The sequence below is a fragment of the Hymenobacter sp. BT559 genome (assembly GCF_017571525.1).
GTDB classification, from domain to species: domain Bacteria; phylum Bacteroidota; class Bacteroidia; order Cytophagales; family Hymenobacteraceae; genus Hymenobacter; species Hymenobacter ginsengisoli.
On the sequence record NZ_JAGETY010000001.1, the window covers coordinates 313,100 to 333,673 of the forward strand.

General features: G+C 62.7%; 15 protein-coding genes. 5 read left to right on the forward strand and 10 right to left on the reverse strand.

What is annotated here, in order from left to right; genetic code table 11:
- Nucleotides 1–261: 261 nt before the first annotated feature.
- The 3 genes from J4D99_RS01285 to J4D99_RS01295 all read right to left on the reverse strand — a co-directional run bounded on the left by J4D99_RS01285 (nucleotide 262) and on the right by J4D99_RS01295 (nucleotide 3,708).
- Entirely contained in the window at nucleotides 262–1,551 is a 1,290-nt protein-coding gene (locus J4D99_RS01285; RefSeq protein WP_208129881.1) for a Glu/Leu/Phe/Val family dehydrogenase, read from the reverse strand.
- A gap of 153 nt (nucleotides 1,552–1,704) precedes the next feature.
- Nucleotides 1,705–2,697, reverse strand: a complete 993-nt coding sequence (locus tag J4D99_RS01290) for a phosphatidate cytidylyltransferase (protein WP_208129882.1) — start codon at nucleotides 2,695–2,697, stop codon at nucleotides 1,705–1,707.
- 42 nt (nucleotides 2,698–2,739) lie between these two features.
- Nucleotides 2,740–3,708, reverse strand: coding sequence for a CPBP family intramembrane glutamic endopeptidase (locus tag J4D99_RS01295; RefSeq protein ID WP_208129883.1), 969 nt, complete (start codon nucleotides 3,706–3,708; stop codon nucleotides 2,740–2,742).
- 117 nt (nucleotides 3,709–3,825) lie between these two features.
- On the opposite strand from J4D99_RS01295, the gene dusB reads away from it, so the two are divergent.
- A complete protein-coding gene (gene dusB, locus J4D99_RS01300) occupies nucleotides 3,826–4,815 on the forward strand; it encodes a tRNA dihydrouridine synthase DusB (protein WP_208129884.1) in 990 nt (329 codons plus the stop codon).
- A 141-nt stretch (nucleotides 4,816–4,956) separates the two neighbouring features.
- On the opposite strand, the gene J4D99_RS01305 is transcribed toward dusB, so the two are convergent.
- A complete protein-coding gene (locus J4D99_RS01305; protein ID WP_208129885.1) occupies nucleotides 4,957–5,403 on the reverse strand; it encodes a DUF4174 domain-containing protein in 447 nt (148 codons plus the stop codon).
- Nucleotides 5,404–5,548: 145 nt separating this feature from the next.
- On the opposite strand from J4D99_RS01305, the gene gnd reads away from it, so the two are divergent.
- From gnd to pgl, 3 genes are read left to right on the forward strand one after another with little or no spacing between them, the layout of a single operon-like run.
- The gene (gnd, locus tag J4D99_RS01310; RefSeq protein ID WP_236018450.1) at nucleotides 5,549–7,078 is read left to right on the forward strand and encodes an NADP-dependent phosphogluconate dehydrogenase; all 1,530 of its coding nucleotides are present in this window, start codon (nucleotides 5,549–5,551) and stop codon (nucleotides 7,076–7,078) included.
- Complete coding sequence (gene zwf / locus J4D99_RS01315; RefSeq protein WP_208129886.1) at nucleotides 7,079–8,593, forward strand: glucose-6-phosphate dehydrogenase; 1,515 nt, start codon at nucleotides 7,079–7,081, stop codon at nucleotides 8,591–8,593. It begins immediately after the preceding gene.
- Entirely contained in the window at nucleotides 8,580–9,320 is a 741-nt protein-coding gene (gene pgl / locus J4D99_RS01320; protein WP_208129887.1) for a 6-phosphogluconolactonase, read from the forward strand. Before zwf ends, pgl begins: the two co-directional genes overlap by 14 nt.
- 129 nt (nucleotides 9,321–9,449) lie before the next feature.
- Here the strand turns inward: pgl and rpiA are convergent, their stop codons facing one another.
- Complete coding sequence (gene rpiA / locus J4D99_RS01325) at nucleotides 9,450–10,196, reverse strand: ribose-5-phosphate isomerase RpiA (RefSeq protein WP_208129888.1); 747 nt, start codon at nucleotides 10,194–10,196, stop codon at nucleotides 9,450–9,452.
- 101 nt (nucleotides 10,197–10,297) lie between these two features.
- Between rpiA and J4D99_RS01330 the strand changes: the two genes are divergently transcribed.
- A complete protein-coding gene (locus tag J4D99_RS01330; protein ID WP_208129889.1) occupies nucleotides 10,298–11,287 on the forward strand; it encodes a DMT family transporter in 990 nt (329 codons plus the stop codon).
- Between the two features lie 8 nt (nucleotides 11,288–11,295).
- Here J4D99_RS01330 and J4D99_RS01335 read toward each other — a convergent pair whose 3' ends face one another.
- From J4D99_RS01335 to J4D99_RS01355, 5 genes are all read right to left on the reverse strand, one after another.
- Nucleotides 11,296–12,102, reverse strand: coding sequence for a helix-turn-helix domain-containing protein (locus J4D99_RS01335; RefSeq protein ID WP_208129890.1), 807 nt, complete (start codon nucleotides 12,100–12,102; stop codon nucleotides 11,296–11,298).
- 84 nt (nucleotides 12,103–12,186) lie between these two features.
- A complete protein-coding gene (locus J4D99_RS01340; RefSeq protein ID WP_208129891.1) occupies nucleotides 12,187–13,068 on the reverse strand; it encodes an oxidoreductase in 882 nt (293 codons plus the stop codon).
- A gap of 172 nt (nucleotides 13,069–13,240) precedes the next feature.
- Nucleotides 13,241–18,010, reverse strand: coding sequence for an anti-phage protein ProA (gene proA / locus J4D99_RS01345; protein ID WP_208129892.1), 4,770 nt, complete (start codon nucleotides 18,008–18,010; stop codon nucleotides 13,241–13,243).
- 99 nt (nucleotides 18,011–18,109) lie between these two features.
- Nucleotides 18,110–18,790 (reverse strand): FG-GAP repeat protein, encoded by a 681-nt coding sequence (locus J4D99_RS01350; protein ID WP_208129893.1) that lies wholly within the window; start codon nucleotides 18,788–18,790, stop codon nucleotides 18,110–18,112.
- Nucleotides 18,787–20,562 carry an amino acid permease gene (locus J4D99_RS01355; RefSeq protein WP_208129894.1) on the reverse strand — a complete coding sequence of 592 codons (1,776 nt, stop codon included), beginning with the start codon at nucleotides 20,560–20,562 and terminating at the stop codon, nucleotides 18,787–18,789. Before J4D99_RS01355 ends, J4D99_RS01350 begins: the two co-directional genes overlap by 4 nt.
- Between the last annotated feature and the right edge of the window lie 12 nt (nucleotides 20,563–20,574).

Genomic DNA, 20,574 nt, shown 5'->3' on the forward strand with positions numbered 1-20,574 from the left:
CGGGCTGACTACGCGGATTACTCTTGCGTTTACGTGCGTACGCTTGGTTGGTAGACAGTTTTTAGCGCTTCGCGGTGCCTTGCGCCTCAAAAATAGAAAGACGCGGGCCAACCGACCCACGCCTTCCGGTATTTTAACTACTATATACTCAATCGGCTCTTCCCAGCAGCTCAACAAACAGCTTAACAAACTCAGTAGTCAGCCTGCGTTAGCAGGCGTAGCTGCGAAATCCGTTAAATCCGTTTGAAGCTGCGGTCGGGCTTAGTAGCCGCCGCGGTATTTATACGTTTGAGCTACTTTGTCGATGGCCACCACGTAGGCCGCGATGCGCAGCGAAATATTGTATTTCTGGCTGGTAGCGTACACCTTCTCGAAGGCTTCGGTCATGATGCGGTCGGCGCGCTCGGTCACCATATCCAGGCTCCACTTGAAGCCCTGCTTATTCTGCACCCACTCGAAGTAACTCACCGTTACGCCGCCCGAGTTGGCCAGAATGTCGGGTACTACCGAAATGCCTTTGCCGTAGATAATGGGGTCGGCCGAAGCCGAGGTGGGGCCGTTAGCGCCTTCTACAATCAGCTTGGCTTGAATGTAGGGTGCATTATGCTCGGTAATAACATCTTCTACCGCAGCCGGCACCAGCACGTCTACCGCCGAGGTGAGCAGCTTGCTGGGGTCCATGGGGCTAGCCCCCTCAAAGCCTTCGAGGCGGCCGCCGTGGGCATTTTTATAGGCAATGGCATCGTCGATGTTGATGCCGTTGTCGTTCCAGTAGGCGCCCGAGATATCAGAAACGCCCTTGATGGTCAAGCCTTTGTCGAACATCAGCTTGGCCGTCCACGAGCCCACGTTGCCGAAGCCCTGAATGGCGACCGAAGTTTCCTCAATCTTCATACCCAGCTTATTCATAGCTGCCAGGCACGAAATCATGACGCCACGGCCGGTGGCCTCGGTGCGCCCGAGCGAGCCCCCCATTACCAGGGGCTTGCCCGTGACCACGGCCGAAGCCGTCTGGCCCACCGTCTTGGAGAATTCGTCCATAATCCAAGCCATCTCGCGGGGGCCGGTGCCCATGTCGGGAGCCGGAATGTCGCGGTCAGGGCCGAATACGTCTTTCATCGACACCGTATAGGCGCGGGTGAGCCGCTCAATCTCGCCGGCGCTCATGGTGGTCGGGTCGCAGATGATGCCGCCCTTGGCACCGCCGTAGGGAATATCTACCACGGCGCACTTCCAGGTCATCCAGGCGGCCAGCGCCTTCACCTCGTCGAGGTTTACGTTCTTATCGTAGCGAATACCGCCTTTGCTAGGGCCCAGAATGGTGTTGTGCACCACGCGGTAGCCCTCGAATACGCGTACCTTGCCATCGTCCATCGACACGGGCAGGTGCACAATTACCTGCTTGTCGGGTGCCTTCAGCACTTCGTAGGTGGTATCATCGAGTCCCAGGATTTCGGCCGCTACATTAAAGCGCGACATCATGGACTCAAGCGGATTTTCGGTATTCTCGACCCGGGGGGCGGGTTCTTTATACACAGTGGTGGCTGCCATGTGAGGGGGTAATGGGGTGAGGGTTGGGTGGGATATGAAGGACGTATGCGCTTACGAAAAAGCGCCGCAAAGGTACGTTTGCCGATGAGTGAATGGGCGAATGAGTAAATAAGCGAATGGTCGCACTAAGCATTTACTCATTCGCCCATTCACTCACTGAAACAGCGCTTGCAGCAGCGCCAGCACCGGCAGCACCAGCAAAAAGGCATCGAAACGGTCGAGCAGGCCGCCGTGGCCGGGCAGAAAGGTGCCCGAGTCTTTCACGCCCGCGCTGCGCTTGAGCATCGACTCGGCCAGGTCGCCGAGCGGGCCAAACACGGCCACCACGCCCGCCGCCACCAGCCGGTGGCTCAGCGGAATATCGGGCAGGAAGTAGCCAGCTGCCCAGCCTACTAGCAAAGTGAGTGCAGCACCGCCAGCCCAACCTTCCCAGGTTTTGCCGGGCGAGATGCTGGGCGCCAGCTTGTGCTTGCCAAAGTTTTTGCCGGCGAAATAGGCGCCCGTGTCCGCGGCCCACACAAAGAAGATGAGGCAGAACACGCGGCCGGGCTCAAAGTGGCCCGAACCATAGGCAATGACGCTCAGCATGGCCATCGGCAGGCTGACGTAGAGCAGGCCCGTGATGGTGGCACCAATATTATTGGCGGGCTGGCCGTTATTCGGCCATAAAAGTATCTCGCGCAGCATCAGCAGCACCAGCAATACCAGTGCGCCCCCTAGCCACACGGGCGCCGAGAGTATCGCCGTGCACGCCTTGAGCCACCCGGCAGCTTGGCCAGGAACGGCCTGCGGCAGAGCAGATAATGGCGGAAAAATAGTCCACCCAGTAGGCCAGCCAAATAGCTTGGCATACACAGCATAGCCCACCGCAAAATTGATGGCTAGAAAAATGACGACTCCCACTACAATGCCTAGCCAAAATGCCGGCTTCATGCCGCTAGCCCGGGTAATGCGATAAAACTCTTTCAGAATAACCGCCTGCACCGCTGCAAAGAATACCGCGAACGAGACAGGCCCGCCAAAGGTGCAGCCTGCCAGCAGCACCGCTGCCAACGCCCCCCAAATGGCGCGCAGGCGCAGGTTGCTAGGGCCCTTCTTGGGCTCGGTCGGTTCGGGGGCAGCAGAAGGGGTAGCGTCTGGGTTCAAATCGGGCAGAGGTTGGAGCCGGCGCGGCTCGTTGTGGAAAAGCTAGGGCAGCACCCGCTCGCTGGGCGGGGCGGGGTCGAAAGCGGCAGTTGGGCGGCCATCCTCCCAGCGTTGGTGCAGCCAGTAGAGCAGCGCGGCAGTGAGCGCAGCCGAGGCCAGCACGGCGGGCACGGGTACGGCTACGTTGGCGTCGGGGTTAAAAGAGCCGGGCAGCTGCTTGGTCTGAAAAAGATACAGCAGCAGCAGTTGAAAGGCATTCTGAGTGAAGTGCGCGGCCATCGAGACCACGATGTTGCCGCTCCACTCATACAGGTACCCTAGCACCAAGCCCAGCACGAAGCGCGGCACAAACCCAAAAAACTGCACGTGAATGGCCGAAAAAATGGCCGCTGCCAGCCACACACCCACGTGCCGCGACCCGAACCACTGCACCAGGCAGCGCTGCACGCCGCCCCGAAACACCAGCTCCTCGGCCACGGCTGGCACGATGGCAATGACGATGAGGCCCACCAGCAGCCGGCCGGGCGAGTTAAAATCGGTGAGAAACTTGGTGAGGCCAGCGGCCTGGTCTTCTTTGTCGCGGGCCCAGAGCTCGAAGTCGTGCAGCGTGGCGGGAAAGTGCGCATTGGCATTCCAGCTCACTAGGGCCGACAAAAACGGCACCGAGCACAGAATAACGAGCCCGGCCGCCACCGGCCACCACCCGGCCCCCAGCCGGCGCGGCGCAAAGTAGCTGGCTACCGACTGCCCCAGCAGGCGCGGCAGCACCAGTGCCCCCGCCCCCACCCCAGCCAGCGATAAGCCTTGGTAGAGCATCAGCGCATCCCAGCCGTGGGGGTATTGGTCGGGCATGGCCGCCAGGTTGGCAAATTGCAGCATCGAGATGCCATACAACGCATTGGCTAGCACCAGCGCCAGCAGACTGGCCAGGCATAGCCCCGCCACGGCTAGCCCCAGCAGCATGAGCAGTTGCACGGCAGGGTGCACGGGGCGCGGAGCTAAACCTTTCATAAGGGCAGGGGTGTTCAAGGGGGTGTAAATTTGCGCAATAAATATTCGTCCGTCATGCTTTGGCACTCTGCTGCCAGACAAACATGATGTTCTTTTACTTGAAGCTCATCCATCTCCGTGGTCACTATTCGTAACATCCAACTGCCCGACTTCCCGCTTCTGCTAGCCCCCATGGAGGACGTGAGCGACCCGCCCTTCCGGGCTGTGTGCAAGGCCAACGGTGCCGACCTGATGTACACCGAATTCATTTCCTCGGAGGGCCTCATTCGGGCGGCGGCCAAGAGCCGGCAGAAGCTCGATGTATTTGACTACGAGCGCCCTATCGGCATTCAGCTGTTCGGCTCTGATGTGGAAACGATGGGCGAGTGCGCGGCCATCAGCACCGAGGCCGGGCCCGACCTCATCGACATCAACTACGGCTGCCCCGTGAAGCAGGTAGCCCTGCGCGGTGCGGGCGCTGCCCTGCTGCGCGACATTCCGAAGATGGTGGCCATGACGGCCGCGGTCGTTAAAAACACCCACCTGCCCGTGACGGTGAAAACCCGCCTGGGCTGGGACAACGATACCCTGAACGTGGAGGAAGTGGCCGAGCGCCTGCAAGATGTAGGCATTGAGGCCCTTACCGTGCACGGCCGCACCCGCGTGCAGCTCTACAAAGGCGAGGCCGACTGGCGCCTCATCGCCAAAATAAAAGAAAATCCGCGCATCAAAATCCCGATTTTTGGCAACGGCGACATCGACTCGCCGGAGAAAGCGCTTGAATACAAAACCCGCTATGGCGTAGATGGCGTGATGATAGGCCGGGCGGCCATCGGCTACCCCTGGATTTTCCGGGAGGTGAAGCACTTTGTAGCCACTGGCCAGCACCTAGCCCCGCCTACCCTGGAAGAGCGCATTGCCATGTGCAAGATGCACTTCGACAAAAGCCTGGAGTGGAAAGGCCCTAAAGCCGGCATATTCGAGATGCGCCGCCACTACGCGCACTATTTCCGCGGCCTGGAGGGCGCCAAGCAATGGCGCACCCGCCTGGTCGATGCCGAGAACGGCGAGCAGGTGTATGCCATTTTGGAGGAAATCGCGGCTAGCGACGCGGTGTTAGTGGGGTAGCTTAGCATAAAAAATCGTCTGTCATTGCGAGCGCAGCGCGGCAATCTTTCCTTCACGCTAGGGGTACTAACTCAATGAAGCGAACGACAAGGAAAGATTGCCGCGCTGCGCTCGCAATGACAGACGATTTTCATGTCAGAACTATTGCGTTTTTCTACTCCACATTTCCTGGCGGCGCATGGGCATTTTATCCACGATGCCAAAGAGGCTGGCCGGGGCTAGCGGCTGGGTTTCGGTGCGCTTCACACCCCCGTCTTTGCCGATGAGCACCACCCGAAAGCCAGCCAGGGGCTGGCCAAGCTGCTGGGTCCAGCACTGGCGGTCGGCGGGCGAGAGCTGGTCGTAGAAGACCTCCATTATGGTCATATCGCGCGCGGCCAGCCCAGCTGCGTCAGCGGCCAGCAGCCGTTTTTGGCGCTGAAATTCGGCCTGCGCGGCCGTGGGCGCCCCGATGAGCAGCACGCGGTGCTGCCAGCGACTGGCGCGTAACCGCTCGGCCAGGCCGGGCGGCGCAGTAGCCTGGGCAGCCAGCAGGGGCCCCGTGGCTAGAGCCAGCAGCCCGCAAAGAATCGATTTTGTACAAGCCATTTTCAAACCTGAATGGGTGCATTGTGCTTACGCTAACTGGGCTAGCGGTGGCTAGGCAGCGGCTTCACCCGATATTCAGGGGCAGCCTGGCGGCCATTTCCGCGTATAGCCTTCCTTTGCGCTTTCACTCCTTTTCTTTCGCACGATGAGCGACACCCCCACGGACTACGCATTCGGCATGATTGGCCTCGGCACGATGGGCCGCAACCTGCTGCTGAACATGGCCGACCACGGCTTTGCAGTGGCTGGCTACGACAAAAATCAGAAGCAGGTAGACCTGCTAGGCCAGGAAGGCCAGGGCAAGCCCGTGAAGGGCTTCACCAACGCCAAGGCGTTTGTACAGAGCATCAAAACGCCCCGCGCCATTATGATGCTGGTGCCGGCCGGCGCCATTGTCGACAGCGTAATCGCCGACATGACGCCGCTGCTAGCCCCCGGCGACATCCTCATCGATGGGGGCAACTCGTATTACCTCGATACCGAGCGCCGCGACAAGGAACTGGATGCCAAAGGCCTGCACTTCTTCGGCATGGGCGTGAGCGGTGGCGAAGAAGGCGCCCGCTTTGGCCCTAGCATGATGCCCGGCGGCGACAAAGACGCCTACAAAACCATGCAGCCGGTATTTGAAGCCATTGCCGCCAAGGTAGATGGCGCGCCCTGCGTGGCCTGGATGGGGCCCGGCGCGGCCGGCCACTTTGTAAAAATGGTGCACAACGGCATCGAGTACGGCCTCATGGAGCTGATTGCCGAAACTTACGGCGTGCTCAAAACTGGGCTGGGTATGGATAATGCCGCCATCGGCCAGGTGTTTGCCCAGTGGAATGAGGGCCGCTTGCAATCCTTCTTGCTCGACATTACCAAAGATATTTTCGCCTTTAACGCACCCGACAGCGACCACCTGCTGCTCGACGACATCAAGGACGAGGCCCGCGCCAAGGGCACCGGCAAGTGGACCTCGCAGGTAGCCATGGACTTGCAGGCGCCCCTGCCCACGGTAGATACGGCCGTGTCGATGCGCGACCTCTCGAAGTACAAGCAGCTGCGCGAGCAGCTAGCCCAGCAGTACGGCCCCGCCGCCGGCCAGCTAGCCGGCGATAAAGAGGAAATCCTGAAGCAGCTCGAAAACGCTTTTTATTTCAGCATGATAATGAGCTATGCCCAAGGCATGCACATGCTGGCTAGGGCCTCGGAGGAGTTTAAGTATGACCTGCAACTGGCTACCATTGCCAAAATCTGGCGCGGCGGCTGCATCATCCGGTCAGCGTTCCTCAACGATATTTTCAACGCCTACGAGGGCAACAACCAGCTAGCCCACCTGCTGCTCGACGGCAAGGTGCAACAGCTGGTGCAAGGCAGCGTGGGCGGCTCGCGGACTGTTATCGCGGCGGCCGTGACGGCGGGCCTACCAGTGCCGGCCTACACCTCGGCGCTCGGGTACTTCGATGCCTTCCGCACGGGGCGCCTGCCCTCCAATCTTATTCAGGCCCAGCGCGATTACTTCGGCGCGCACACCTACGAGCTCATCGGCAAGGAAGGCGTGTTTCACACCCAGTGGACGGGCATGCGCAGCAAGCCCGAGGCTCCGGCTGGCACCGCTGCTAACCAGCCGCCCGCGACCCCACCGGTAGCTGGCAACAAGCAATCGAACGAGGAGCCTACTACCCCCCAAGCCTAAATGAATACGCAGCTCAAATCGCAGCCGACGGTCTTCGTCATCTTCGGCGGTACCGGCGACCTCAACGCCCGCAAGCTGGCCCCGGCCCTCTACAACCTCTACCTCGAAGGCTGGCTGCCCGAGCAGTTTGCCCTTATCGGCACGGGCCGCACCAAGCTCACCGACGAGGAGTTTCAGGGGCGGATGCTCAACGACATCAACGAGTTTTCGCGCACCGGCAAAGTGGCTGAGGACAAGTGGGCGGCCTTCGGTCCGCACATTCACTACCAGGCCGCCGACGTGCAAAACGCTGAGACTTACCGTGATTTTGGTAAGCTTATCAAGAAGTTCGAAAAGGAATGGCAAGGACCTGCCAACGTCATCTACTACCTGGCGGTGGCGCCCAACTTCTTCCCCATCATTGCCGAAAACCTAGCTAAGGCAGGCCTGACGGAGGATGCTGACCGCACGCGCATCGTGATTGAGAAGCCGTTTGGCCACGACCTGGAGTCGGCCAAGGAGCTGAATGCACTGCTAGCCCGCATTTTTGAGGAAAAGCAGATTTACCGCATCGACCACTACCTGGGCAAGGAAACGGTGCAGAACATCATGGCCTTCCGCTTCGCGAATGCCATTATGGAGCCGCTCTGGAACCGCGACCACATCGAGCACGTGCAGATTTCGGTGACCGAGAGCCTGGGCGTGGGCGAGCGCACGGGCTACTATGACGGCTCGGGGGCGCTGCGCGACATGATTCAGAACCACTTGCTGCAGCTCTTGTGCATTGTGGCGATGGAGCCGCCGGTGCGCTTCACGGCCGAGGAAGTGCGCGACCGCAAGGTGGACGTGCTGCGCGCCATGCGCCGCTTCACGCCCGAAACCGTGCGCGAGCAGGCCGTGCGCGGCCAGTATGGCGCGGGCTGGCTCGAGGGCCAGAAGGTGCCCGGCTACCGCGAGGAGCCCGGCGCCAACCCGCAGTCGAACACCGAAACCTTCGCGGCCGTGAAGTTTTTTGTGGATAACTGGCGCTGGCAGGGCGTGCCCTTCTACCTGCGCACCGGCAAGCGCCTGCACCGCTCGGCTTCGGTCATTACCATCCAGTTTAAGGACGTGCCGCACCTGGTGTTTTCGCCCGAAACGGTCGAAACTATGCGCCAGAACCGGCTCATTATCAGCATCCAGCCCGAGATGAGCATCCGGCTGCAAGTGCAGGCCAAGCGCCCCGGCGTCGACATGATGCTGAACACCGTGGATATGGTATTTGACTACAAAGGCACCTACCAGACCCAGGCGCCCGAAGCCTACGAAACGCTGCTGCTCGACGTGATGCTCGGTGACCAGACGCTGTTTATGCGCGCCGACCAGGTAGAAGAGGCCTGGGACCTGGTGATGCCCATCCTGACTTCGTGGCAGAACCGCATCAGCCAGAATTTCCCCAACTACTCGGCCGACTCGTGGGGCCCCGAAGATGCCGAAGCCCTCGTGGCCAAGGATGGCTTTCACTGGCTAACGCTCCCGCTCAATGGAAAAAAGTAGCTTCTGCCTGCACGTTTTTGCCGACGCCGACGCGGTACTCGCAGCCCTGGCCGACTACTTCGTGGACCAGGCTAGCCAAGCCGTGGCGGCGCGGGGCCGCTTTGCGGTGGCCTTGTCGGGCGGCAGCTCGCCCAAGAAACTGTACGAGCTGCTAGCCTCGCCCGCCTACCGCGAGCGCGTGGAATGGGACAAGGTATACTTCTTTTTCGGCGACGAGCGCAATGTGCCCCAGACCTCGCCCGACAGCAACTACCTGATGGCTAAAAAGGCCTTGTTCGAGCCGCTGGGCATCCGGCCGGCGCAGGTCTTTGCCATCGACACCGCGCTAGCCCCGGCCGAGGCCGCCGCCCAGTATGGGGTAGATGTAGAGGAGTTTTTTGGGGAGAAAAAGGCCAGGTTTGACCTCGTGCTGCTAGGGCTGGGCGACAATGCCCACACGGCTTCGCTCTTCCCGCACACGCCCGTGCTACACGATAAGGCGGTGGGTGTGAAGGACGTGTGGCTGCCAGTAGAGCAGGTATTCCGCATTACGTTCACGGCCCCGCTCATCAATCAGGCGCGGGCCGTGGCCTTCTTGGTCTATGGCCAAGGCAAGGCCGAAGCCGTGCACCAAATCCTGGACCTGCCGCGCGACATCGAAAATTATCCGGCCCAGCTTATTGAATTGGATGGGAAGGAAGTCGACTGGTTTCTGGACGAGGCGGCCGCTTCGCAGTTAAAGAAGTAAGTTGACCTATACAAGAACGTCATGCTGGCTTGCCGAGCATCTCTACTGCGCCGCTAGGGTGTCGTGCGGTAGAGATGCTTCGGCAAGCTCAGCATGACGTTCTATTTTATCATTCACTTCAGAACTCCCCTACGGCAGCTCGTCAAACTCGGCGGCCGGACGGGCGGCCTCGCCGGGCTTGAGCACCTGCGCCACACCACCCTGAATAACTACGGCGGCCTTGGCTAGGCCCATAAAGAGTCCGTGCTCCACAATGCCGGGAATGGTTTTGAGCCGCACCGCTAGCCCCTCGGCATCGGGTATTTGGCCGAAGTGGCAATCTACCAAGAAGTTGCGCTGGTCAGAATATACGGGGCTAGCGGAGTCGTCTTTATGCGTGCGCAGCACTGGCGCGCCGCCGAGCTTTTCAACCGCATCGAGCACCCAGGGCAGCGCGAAAGGCACGACTTCGAGGGGGAGCGGAAAGCGGCCCAGCACCGGCACCACCTTGCTGGAATCGGCAATGACAAGCAGGTAGCGCGACGCCGTTTCGATGGTTTTTTCGCGTAGCAGCGCCCCGCCGCCGCCTTTGATGAGGCGCAGCTGGCCGTCGAGCTCGTCGGCGCCATCCACGGCCAGGTCGAAGGTGAGGCCCCGGCGCGGCTCTAGCAGCGGGATGCCCAGCTGGCGCGCTAACGCTTCGCTGGCCAGCGAGGTAGCCGTGCCCTGCACTTTGAGGCCCGCCTGCACCCGCTCGCCTAACTGCTTGATAAAGTGGGCCGACGTAGTGCCAGTACCCAGGCCCAGCACCATTCCATCGCGCACCCAGCGCACGGCGGCGGCGGCGGCCTGTTGTTTTTCGAGTTCCTGGGGCGAGAGGGCGAGGGGCGCAGACATGGTAAGCAGGGCTGAGAAAATGAAAACCGGGGCAATGTTACGGCCAATCTGCCCCTGGCTGGGCACCCGCCCACCGCCGCAGCCGGGCGTAATTTTGTGCAATGCCCACTCCTGCTCCATCTACAGGCTCGCCCACAGCCCCCGAACCTGCCATTGCGCCCGTCGTATCGGCCGCGCCCGAAGTGGCCGTAGCTAGCCCCTCTCCGCCGGCCTCGGCCTGGGGGCTGCTCGGGGTACTCTCGCTCATCTGGGGCACGTCCTTTATCCTGATGAAGAAGGGCTTAGTGGTGTTTTCGGCCATGGAGCTAGGGGCTACGCGGGTGAGTGTGGCGGCCTTGCTCTTGCTGCCATTTGCGCTGCGCGAAATAGGTCGCGTCGAGCGCAGCCGCCTCAAGTGGTTGGCGCTCAGCGGCGCGGTGGGCACCCTCATTCCGGCTTTTCTATTCGCCTATGCCGAAACGCGGCTAGCCTCGGGGCTGGCGGGCGTGCTCAACGCGCTCACGGCCGTGTTTGCGCTGCTGATGGGGGCGCTGCTGTTTGGGCAGCGCCTCACGGGGCTGCGGGTGCTGGGCATCGGGCTAGGCCTGGTGGGCACGGTGGTGCTGATGCTGCTCGGCGGCAGCGGCGACGAGGCTACCGCCCCGGCCGGCGCGGGCAATGCCTGGTACGGCCTCTACATTGTGGCCGCGACAGTGGGCTACGGTCTCAGTGTCAATGTCATTAAGCACCGTCTGCACGCCATGACGCCTATGGCCGTGACCTCGCTGCTTCTGCTACTCATTGGCGGGCCGGCGCTGGCCTACCTGCTGCTCGGCACTGGCTTCGTGCATAAGCTAGCTACCGCGCCGGGCGCCTGGACGGCTTTTGGCTACATTGCGCTGCTCGCCACTATGAGCACGGCCGTGGCTACAGTACTGTTTAATATGCTCATTCAGCGCTCTACCACGCTGTTTGCATCTTCCAGCACTTACCTCATTCCCATTGTGGCGCTGGCCTGGGGCGCCCTCGATGGCGAGGCGTTTAACCTGTGGCATGCGCTCGGCATGGTGATTATTCTGCTAGGGGTGTTTATCATTCACCGGGCACGGTAGCTCTGCGGCTAGATTTTTGAGGGGGCTAGCCCGTACATTTTCTTGAAAGCGAACGAGAAGTGCGATAGGTCCTCGAAGCCTACTTCGAGGTATACTTCGGTGGGCGCCTTGCCTTTCTCCTTTAGCTGATAATACGCTTCTTGCAGGCGCCTACGCACCAGCCAGCGGCTGGGCGACAGCTGAAACAGCTTTTCAAAATCGCGCTTAAACGTGGCCAGGCTGCGCCCCGTGAGGTAGGCAAAGCGGCTCAGGCTCACGTTGAAATGAAAGTTCTTTTCCATGAAAGCCGCCAGGTCAATTTTGCCCGGCTCGCTGAAATCGAAGAGCACATCTTTCAGCGCCGGGGTGGTTTGCAGCAGGAGCAGCAGGGCTTCGCGCACCTTCAGGGCCAGCAGCGGGTCGCCGGGCGCCTGCGGCAGACGGTGGTAGGGCTGCAACGACTCGATATAGCTGGTATACAAGGGACTAGTGGGCAGCTCTAGCACTACCGGGCCGGGCGGCTGGGGCGTGGGCTGGTAGCCATATTCGAGGCTGAATGCCCGCAAAGTGGCCTCGTCGAAGGATACTGACAAGGACTGATAATCGCCACCCGGCGGCAGCTGCTTCGTGAATTTCACCAAATGGTTGCGCTTCAGCAATCGAAATGAGCCCGTTGGCAGCACATACTCGCGCGTGCCGTCGTGGAGCAGCAGCGTGCCCGCCACCTGGTAGCTGAACACGTGCTCAGGCACGAACTGCTCGCCCTCGCGGCTGAGGTTGGCGTAGCACGAATACAGAATGCGGGGCCGCGCGGGCGTTTCCTTAGCAAGTGGCATAAGCTTGAATAACAGGCCCCAACCAGCGGACTGGGCTAGTACTAACCGCAGCTCGGCCCGCTGCTTGGGGCCGGGCGCAGGGGGCTAGCGGTTTTGCACGTAGGCCCGGCCAGCCTCGGTTTCCAGAAAGTTAGTGGCCTCGTCGTGGTCGGTGGAGATGCTGACGGGCAGCCATTGCTCCAGCTCGGCGCGGCGCAGGTCTTCGGCGTGCTTTGTGATGGCCACGGCCTCGCTGCCCAACAGGAGGTGTACGGGCGGCGCGGGGCTTTCCACCAAGGCTAGCATCACCTGCGCGGCCTTGTCGGGGTCACCCATCGGCACAAAGCTGCCGCTCTGGAACATCTGCACGCGCGGACCCACGGTGGTTTCGTAGCCCTCCACCTCGGGTGCGTAGGTCATCGACTCGCCGGCCCAGTCGGTGCGGAAGCCCCCCGGCTCTACGCACGTCACCCGGATGCCGAGCGGCGCCACTTCCTTTGCTAGGGCCTCGCTAAAGCCGCCCAGGCCAAACTTGGCCGCCTGGTAAATGCTCACGCCCGGGTTGCCCACGCGGCCGCCCATCGAGCTGACTTGCAGGATGTGCCCGCTGCGCTGCCGGCGCAGGATGGGCAGCACGGCGCGCGTCACGGCGATAGGCGCGTAGAGGTTGACATCGAGCTGGCTCCGCACCTGCTCTTCGGTATATGCTTCGGTGGCGCCGGTGATGCCAAAGCCGGCATTATTGACTACTACATCGAGGCGACCAAAGCGGGCCACAGCAGCTGCTACGGCTTTGGCAATCTGCTCCTTATTTGTCACATCGAGGGCTAGCGGCAGGATGTGGTCGCCGTAGCGGGCCACGAGGTCGGCAAGCTGCTCGGGCTGGCGGGCGGTAGCGGCTACCAGGTCGCCGTGAGCTAGCACCGCTTCGGTGAGGCTGCGGCCCAGGCCGCGCGAGCTACCGGTAATAAACCAAACGTTAGGCATGACTTTGAGAGGGTTAAGTACTCTGCAAAGGTCCGGCCTGCGCTTGCCCACTACTTTGTTGAAAAGCTCAAATGCACTTTGTTGAAAAGCTCAGCTACTCCCAGAGCCAAAGCCGCACGGCGTTTCGCTGCTATTGAGTTGGCTGTAAATGCTAGCGTTGTCAATGGCTTGGCTATCCTATTGTCAGCACACCATTGCTTTCAGCCAACTCTTTGTCCAACAATAAGCTATCAATCACAACATTAAGCAGCTGCCGCTGCTCCTCGCCAGGCCGCGCAAAGCCCAGCAGCCGGGCGGCGGCCAGCGCTACTGCCTCGCGCGGCAGGGCAAAGCTGTCGCGCACCACGGTGCGCACGGCGGCGGCCAGCTCCTCGGGCGCCACGAGGCTCAGCTTGCGCGAGATGGGCGGCAGCGCGCTGCGGTCGCGCACGGGCACGGCGGCGGGCAGCATGGTAGGCGTCCACAAAAAATCGCCCTGCACCCGAATGCTACCGATTTTGGCGGCTAGCTGGGCCGCCTCGGCCACGCTGGCCCGAATGCGTGAGCCCACTTGCGTAGCGCCCGCAGCGTTGGCCAGGCGGCGGGTGGCTTCGTCAAGGTGCACGGGGCTTTCTACGGCCACTACCTCGGCCAGCCAGGCGGCCAGGCGGCCCACCGGGTGCTGGGGCAATTCTTTTTGGCGAATGGTGGGCGGCAACTGCGCCACCTGGTAGGGCGGCGCGGCCGAGGTGCCGGGCGCGGGCGGTGCCTCGCGGGCCAGCGCGGTGGGGCTAGCCACCTCAATGGCTTCTTCCTCAATCACATCAGCCTGGTCGAGGGTGGCCTGGCGGCGGGCTTCTTCGATGGCCGCCACGGCGCGCTCGGTGGCCGCAGCAGGGTCCCGGAACCAATCGGTGCTCCAGATGCGGTGCAGGCGCCAGCCTACGGCTTCGAGCACCTGCTGGCGCTGGCGGTCGCGGTCGCGGGCCGAGCGGGCGCTGTGGTACATGGCCCCGTCGCACTCGATGCCCAGCACGTACCGGCCCGGCTCGCTAGGGTCAACTACCGCCAAATCAATGTAAAAGCCCTGGCTGCCTACCTGCGGCCGCACGGCATAGCCCCGCGCCGTGAGCGCCTGCCGCACGGCATCTTCAAATGGTGTGGCGACCTCCTGGCTAGCCTCCTCGGCTTGGCTGAGGCGCCCGTGCTGCGCAAACTGCAGGAAAGTGCGCAATGCGGCCACGCCCTTGGCCCGCGTGCGGCTCAGGTCGAGGTCGTCGGCGGTGAGGTTGGTGAAGACCTCGCAGCGCTGCTTGGCGCGGGTTATCAGCACGTTGAGGCGGCGCTCGCCCCCCTCGCCATTCAGGGGGCCAAAGTTCATGGTGAGGCTGCCATCGTGGGTGCGGCCGTAGCCGAGGCTGATGAGAATGACGTCGCGCTCGTCGCCCTGCACATTCTCCAGGTTCTTGATAAAAAAAGGCTCGTGCGGGTGGCGGTTGAAAAACGCCTCGGTTTCGGGGTGCTGCCGGCGCCGGCTTTCGAGCGCATCCTGGATGGCCTGGCGCTGCGCCGTGCTGAAGGCCACCACCCCGAGCGTGAGCTGGGGCGTGGTGCGGGCGTGGGCGAGCACGGCCTCGGCCACCGCGGCGGCCTCCTGCGGATTGGTGCGCGTGGTGCCGCGCTCGTAGTAGGTATCGGGCAAGTGATGGTACACCAGCCCCAGCTGCCCTTGCCCGCCGGGGCTGGGGAAAATCACCAGCTTATCGTCGTAGAAAAGATGATTGGAGGCCGCGATAAGCGACTGGTGCAGCGAGCGGTAGTGCCAGCGCAGCATGCGCTCGGGCATCTGGCGGGCCTTGCAAAGCTCCAGAATACTCTGGATGTCGGCGGTCACGTTTTCCTCATCGGCCGCCTCGCCGGCGCCGGTGAGCGAGTCGAAAAAGCTCGTCGGCGGCAGCTGCTTCGAGTCGCCCACCACTACCAGCTGCCGGCCTCTGGCCACCGCGCCCAGCGCATCGACGGGCTTCACTTGGCTGGCCTCGTCGAACACTACCAGGTCAAACTCCACGGCGCCAGGCGGCAGGTAGCTGGCCACCGACAGCGGCGACATCATAAAAATAGGCTTGATGGCCTGCACCGCACGCCCTGCCTTGGCCATGAGCTGGCGCAGGGACAAGTGGCGGCTTTTCTTGGCAAACTCGTTGCGCAAGAGCAGCATCTGGCCGCCCGCCTGCGGGTTGGGCAGCTGCTCGAAGTGCTGCCGCATAGCCCGTATCCGGTTGTGAACCAGCGAGTCGCGGTCGGCCACCCGAAAGCGGCCGGCTATTTCCTCGTGGCTAGCCCGCTCAAACTGCCGCAGAGCCGGGTGCAGCTCGTAGGCCAGCCGCTGTAGGTATTCGAGCCAGGTTTGGCGCGCGGCGGCAGCCAGGTGCTGGCTGGCTTCGAGCCAGGTTTCGGCCAGCACCAGCAGCTCGGGCAGGTGCTCGGCGCGGGCAGTGGCGGCCATGTTATTCCACTCGGTGGCGAGACGCAGGGCCGGCAGGTTGGCTGCCCAAGCAGCCAGCGTGGCCAGCTGATGGTCAAATGGTTGAAACTGCAACCGGCCCTCGGTGCCAAAGCGCCGGGCTTCATTCAGCTGCAGCGCATCGGCTAGGGCCTGCACGGCGGCTCGCTGCTGGGCAAGCGCATTTTCGAGGCTAGCCAGTGGCGCGGCAATGGCGTCGGGGCGCTCGGCGCGGGCCAGGTAGCCTAGCAGGTCGGCGGGCAGCTCGCCGCGGGCAATACGCTGGTGCGTACTGGTAAGATACTCCTGCATTTTGGCCAATGCTGGCCAGTCGGAGCGCTCACCCTGCCAGGCATGGCCGAACAGCTGCTGGCCTAGTGAGCCAGTATCTATCACTGTCTGAGCATGCCGCGCCGCCTCGTGGATAGCGTCGATAATAGTCACCAAGCCAGCATTTTCTTTAGGGAGTGGACCGCGCCACAAGCCCTGCAGACGCTGGCGGGCGCGGCGATAGTCGCCGCTCAGAAACCGCCACCACTTATCGCCGTAGGCCAGCAGGGCGGCGCGCTCGGCCAGCAATTGCTGGCTCCAGGCTTCGGGCAGCAGCACGGCTTCATGCTGCCGGCGCAGGGCGGCGTGGGTGGCGCCGGCTTGCAGCGCCTCGGCGAGGCGGGCAGCCTGGTGCAGCCAGGCGGCCTCTGCTACGGCGGTGCCGGCTAGCGGCGGGGCTAGCTGGGCGTGGCGGGCGACTGGCAGCAGGGCTTCGGCAGCCAGGCGGCCGGTTGGCACGGGCAGGCCCAGTAGGCTGGCCAGGGCCTCGCCAGCCGCTTGCAGCGCCTGCACGGCAGCAGTGGCCGTGGCCAAGCGCGGGGCCAGCGCGGCCTGGTCGGCGGGCAGCAGCACGGTAAGCTCACTACCCCAGAATAACAGGCTTTTCGGCGGGCCTATTTTCTGCAAAGCGGCCTGCAAACTAGTGGCCAGGGCCTCGGCGTGAGCAGCGTCGGCATCGGTCCAGGTGGCGAGCTGGGCGAAGGGAATGCGGGGCAGCGACACTCCGCCAGTCGCTTCGCGCAGCGCCAGCAGCTCGCCGGCTACCTGCTGGGCGGTACGGCGGCTGCGGCCCAGCGGCGCATTCACGGCCAGGGCGTAGTCGTTGAGGACCTGGCGGTAGCGCGGCAGCTGGGCCATTTGGTCTTCTATACTGGCAGCGGTGGCGGGGCGGCCCAGGTTCAGGGTTTGCTTCAGCTCATCGAGCAAGGCCTTTTTATTGGCCTTGTGGCTGTGCAGCTCCAGGCAGGCGGCGCCGAGGCCTAGCGCGTCGAGGCGGCGCTTTACAACTTCGAGCGCCGCCATTTTTTCGGCCACGAAGAGCACTTTCTTGCCAGCCCCGATGGCCTCGGCCAGCAGGTTGGCAATGGTTTGCGACTTGCCCGTGCCGGGCGGCCCCTGAATGACGAGGTTGCGCCCCTCGTGCACGGCCAGCAGGGCTAGCAGTTGCGACGAGTCAGCATCGAGCACCTGGTGCAGCTCGGCGGCCGGGCTTTCGGTGTCCAAAAACGCCGTTTCGCCCACCGTGGGCGGGGCATCCTGGAAGCCCGTGTCGGTGCCCAGCAGCGCCCCAATGGCTGGGTGGCCGAGCAAGCTGGCCCCGGCGGGCCAGGTGCTGGGGTCGAGGTCGCGGTAGAGCAGAAATTTCCCAAACGAAAAGAAGCCAAGCGCCAGGCTATCACTCTCTACCCGCCAGCGCTCGAAGCCCGCCACGGCCGCCGCTACTTCGGTATAGTAGTCGCCCAGCTGGCCTTCCTCGTCCAACTCGGGCAGCGGCAGGGCTAGCCCGAAGCTGGCCTTGAGCTTGGCTTGCAGCGACAGATTGCCCTCGACCTCGGCACCGGTGTGGCGCAGCCGAAAGCGCTCGGCAGCGGTGCCGCGCTCCAGCAGCACGGGCACCAGCACCAGCGGCGCCTGGCGCGGCTCGGGGCTGCTGGCGTCCTCATACCAGGTGAGCATGCCCAGCGCCAGGAAAAGGATATTGACGCCGGTTTCTTCGAGGCTGGTGCGGGCGGTGTAGTAGGTATTGAGCAGGCGCTTTTCGAGCTGGGCCAGCGGCTCGGCAGTTTGCAGCTTATTGTCAGAGAGCAGGGCTAGCCGCTCGGCTTCGGTGGGCAGCAGAGGCGGATTCTCAACCAGGTAGTCGGTGAGGGCCGGTAGGTCGTCGGAGGCCGCGGTGGGCTGCTCTTTGAGCGCGGGCCGGGCCGGCTTGGGAGCTTGGGGCGCAGCCTGGAAATACATGGTTTTGCCCTGACGCACCAGCACGTCGAATACCGCTGCGGCTTCTTCGCGCACTATGCTCACCCCCTGCGCTTTAGACAAGCGAAAGTTGAGCAGCGGGTTGCGCATACCCAGGTCGAGCAGCTCCTGGCGGGAGGCGTCGAGGCGGGTGGCAAGGGAAGTAGGCTCCATACGATAGACTTGTCAGGGCGTCAATAGCTTACCATGATACTTCTGGCAAAGCTATTGGTGGTATGACCTCCTCCCGCCACGCTGGGCCTAGCACGTTATTCATGGGGCCGGCCTGTACTCAACCAGCCGGCGGAGCGGCCGCACTGGCTGCCGGCCGCGGCGATTTTCCAGCAGCTTGCATTCATCCGAAACTTTCACCGACTCGTAGGCGCCGGTGAGCAGATTGGTGTCGCGGTCCACGTCGCCGGGCCGGTGGTCGGGCAGGCTAGGGCAATTCTCCGCGTTGATATGGCTAAGGGTATAGGTTTCGCCAATCTGATAAAAGCTGCCCTGCTGGTAGCGAAACTTGCCCGTGACCGCCCAGCGCCAGCTGCTGCCGCCGTAATGGTAGATGCTCAGCACCCCTTTGGCAATGTCCAGGCCGGCAAAGGGGTCACCAAATACGCCGCCGCACTCTTTACACAGGACAGCTTGGCGCGCTGCAGCGGCTAGCTTGTAGCCGCTGGCCGTGCGCCACAGCACCACCAGCAGCCGCGGAAACGGAATATTGTCGTTGGTGGCCGGAACCGGGCCGGCTTCGGTACTGGCGGTAGGGGCAAGGGCTAGCACCACATCGGGGCGGCCGTCGCCGTTGAGGTCCCCGGTGGCACGGCCCTCGGGCAGCTGGTAGTAACCCTTGGGAACGAAGCCAGCCGGCGTGGGGGCGCTGGTGGGGAAGCTTTGGGCCTGGGCGACGGAGCTGGTCGCCACCGCCAGCAGGGCTAGCAGCCGGGTTCTCATGCTGGCACTCCTACCGGCTTATTCAGCTTGGAATGCTTATAGCCGTAGCCGAAATAAATGGCCAACCCGATGAGCAGCCAAATCAGGAACATCGTCCAGTTGTTGATGCCGAGCTGCGTCATTAAGTACAAGTTGGTGAGCAGGCCCAGCACCGGCAGCAGCGAGAGCTTTTTCTGAAACGTGACCACCATGATGGCTAGCGAGGCCAGGATGAAGACGAGGTACGGTATCTGGTGGCGAAATACGCTGTAGTAGCCCTCGCCCGAGCGGGCGGCGGTGCGGCCGTTTACGTCCTCAATGAGCTTCATAATGGTGTCGTGGTCGTAGCGCCACAGCAGCCAGCCAGCACCCACCAACAGCAGCGGCACCAGCCAGCGCCCGTTGATGTAGGGCACCGTGAAGCGGGCATCGGACTTGCCGTAGGGGTCGAGGATGAGGATGCCGCCGCACACCAGCGCAAAGGCGAACAGCGTGCCGATGCTGGTGAGGTCTACCACCAAATCCATATTCAGAAACAAAGCCGGCACGCCCACAAAAATGCCCGTGATGATGGTGCTGAACGAGGGCGTATGAAACCTGGGGTGGACCTTGGCAAATACGGGGGGCAGCAGGCCGTCGCGGCTCATCGTGAGCCAGATGCGCGGCTGGCCCAGCTGAAACACCAGCAGCACCGAGGCCATGGCAAACACCGCACTCACGGCCACCAGGCCCGAAAACTTAGGCAGGCCCACCTTGGCAAATACGAACGAGAGCGGGTCGCCCACCCCGAGCTCCTTGTAGCTTACCATGCCGGTGAGTACCAGCGTGATGATAACGTAGAGCACCGTGCAGATAATAAGCGCGTACATCATGGCCTTGGGCAGGTCGCGCTGCGGGTTTTTGCACTCCTCGGCAGTGGTCGAGATAGCGTCGAAGCCGATGTAGGCGAAGAACACCGCCGACACGCCCTTGAGCACGCCCCCGATACCGTTGGGCGCGAAGGGGTGCCAGTTAGCCGGCTTTACGTAGAACACGCCCACGGCAATTACAATCGCTACCACGGCTAGTTTCAAGGCTACCAAGAAGTTAGAAGCGTTTTTACTTTCCTTGATGCCGACGTATACCAGCGCCGTAATGGCTACCGTGATAAGGAAGGCCGGCAGGTCGACCACCAGTCGGAAGCCGCCCGGTAGCTCGGGGGCCTGGGCCCAAGCGTAGTACGCGTCGAGCTGCGCCGGCGTGGCGGCCGCTAGGGGCTTACCGCTCTGCATAAGCGTCATAACGGCCTCGTAGCCAGCATAGGCACTTTGGGTGCCCATGGTGAGCCAGCGCGGTATATGCATACCAATGCCATCGAGCAGGCCGGTAAAGTAATCGCTCCACGAAATGGCTACTACGATGTTGCCCACCGCGTATTCCATAATGAGCGCCCAGCCGATAATCCAGGCGGCGAGCTCGCCAAATGAGGTGTAGGCGTAGGTGTAAGCCGAGCCGCTGACCGGAATAGTGGCCGCAAACTGCGCGTAGCACAGCGCCGAAAACGCGCAGGCAATGGCGGTGAACACAAACAGCAGCGACACCGCCGGGCCGCCGTTGAGGCTAGCCTGCCCGATGGTCGAAAAAATGCCCGCCCCAATGATGGCCGCAATACCAAGGCCGGTGAGGTCGCGCACAGTAAGGTGGCGGGCTAGCCCGCCGGGCGCGCCGCCGTGGCCATCGGCATCGGCGGGCGGGTTGGCTAGGATGGCCGCGATGGACTTGCGGCGGAAGAGCGAGGAATTGGTGGGGGGCATTCGGCCAGGGGG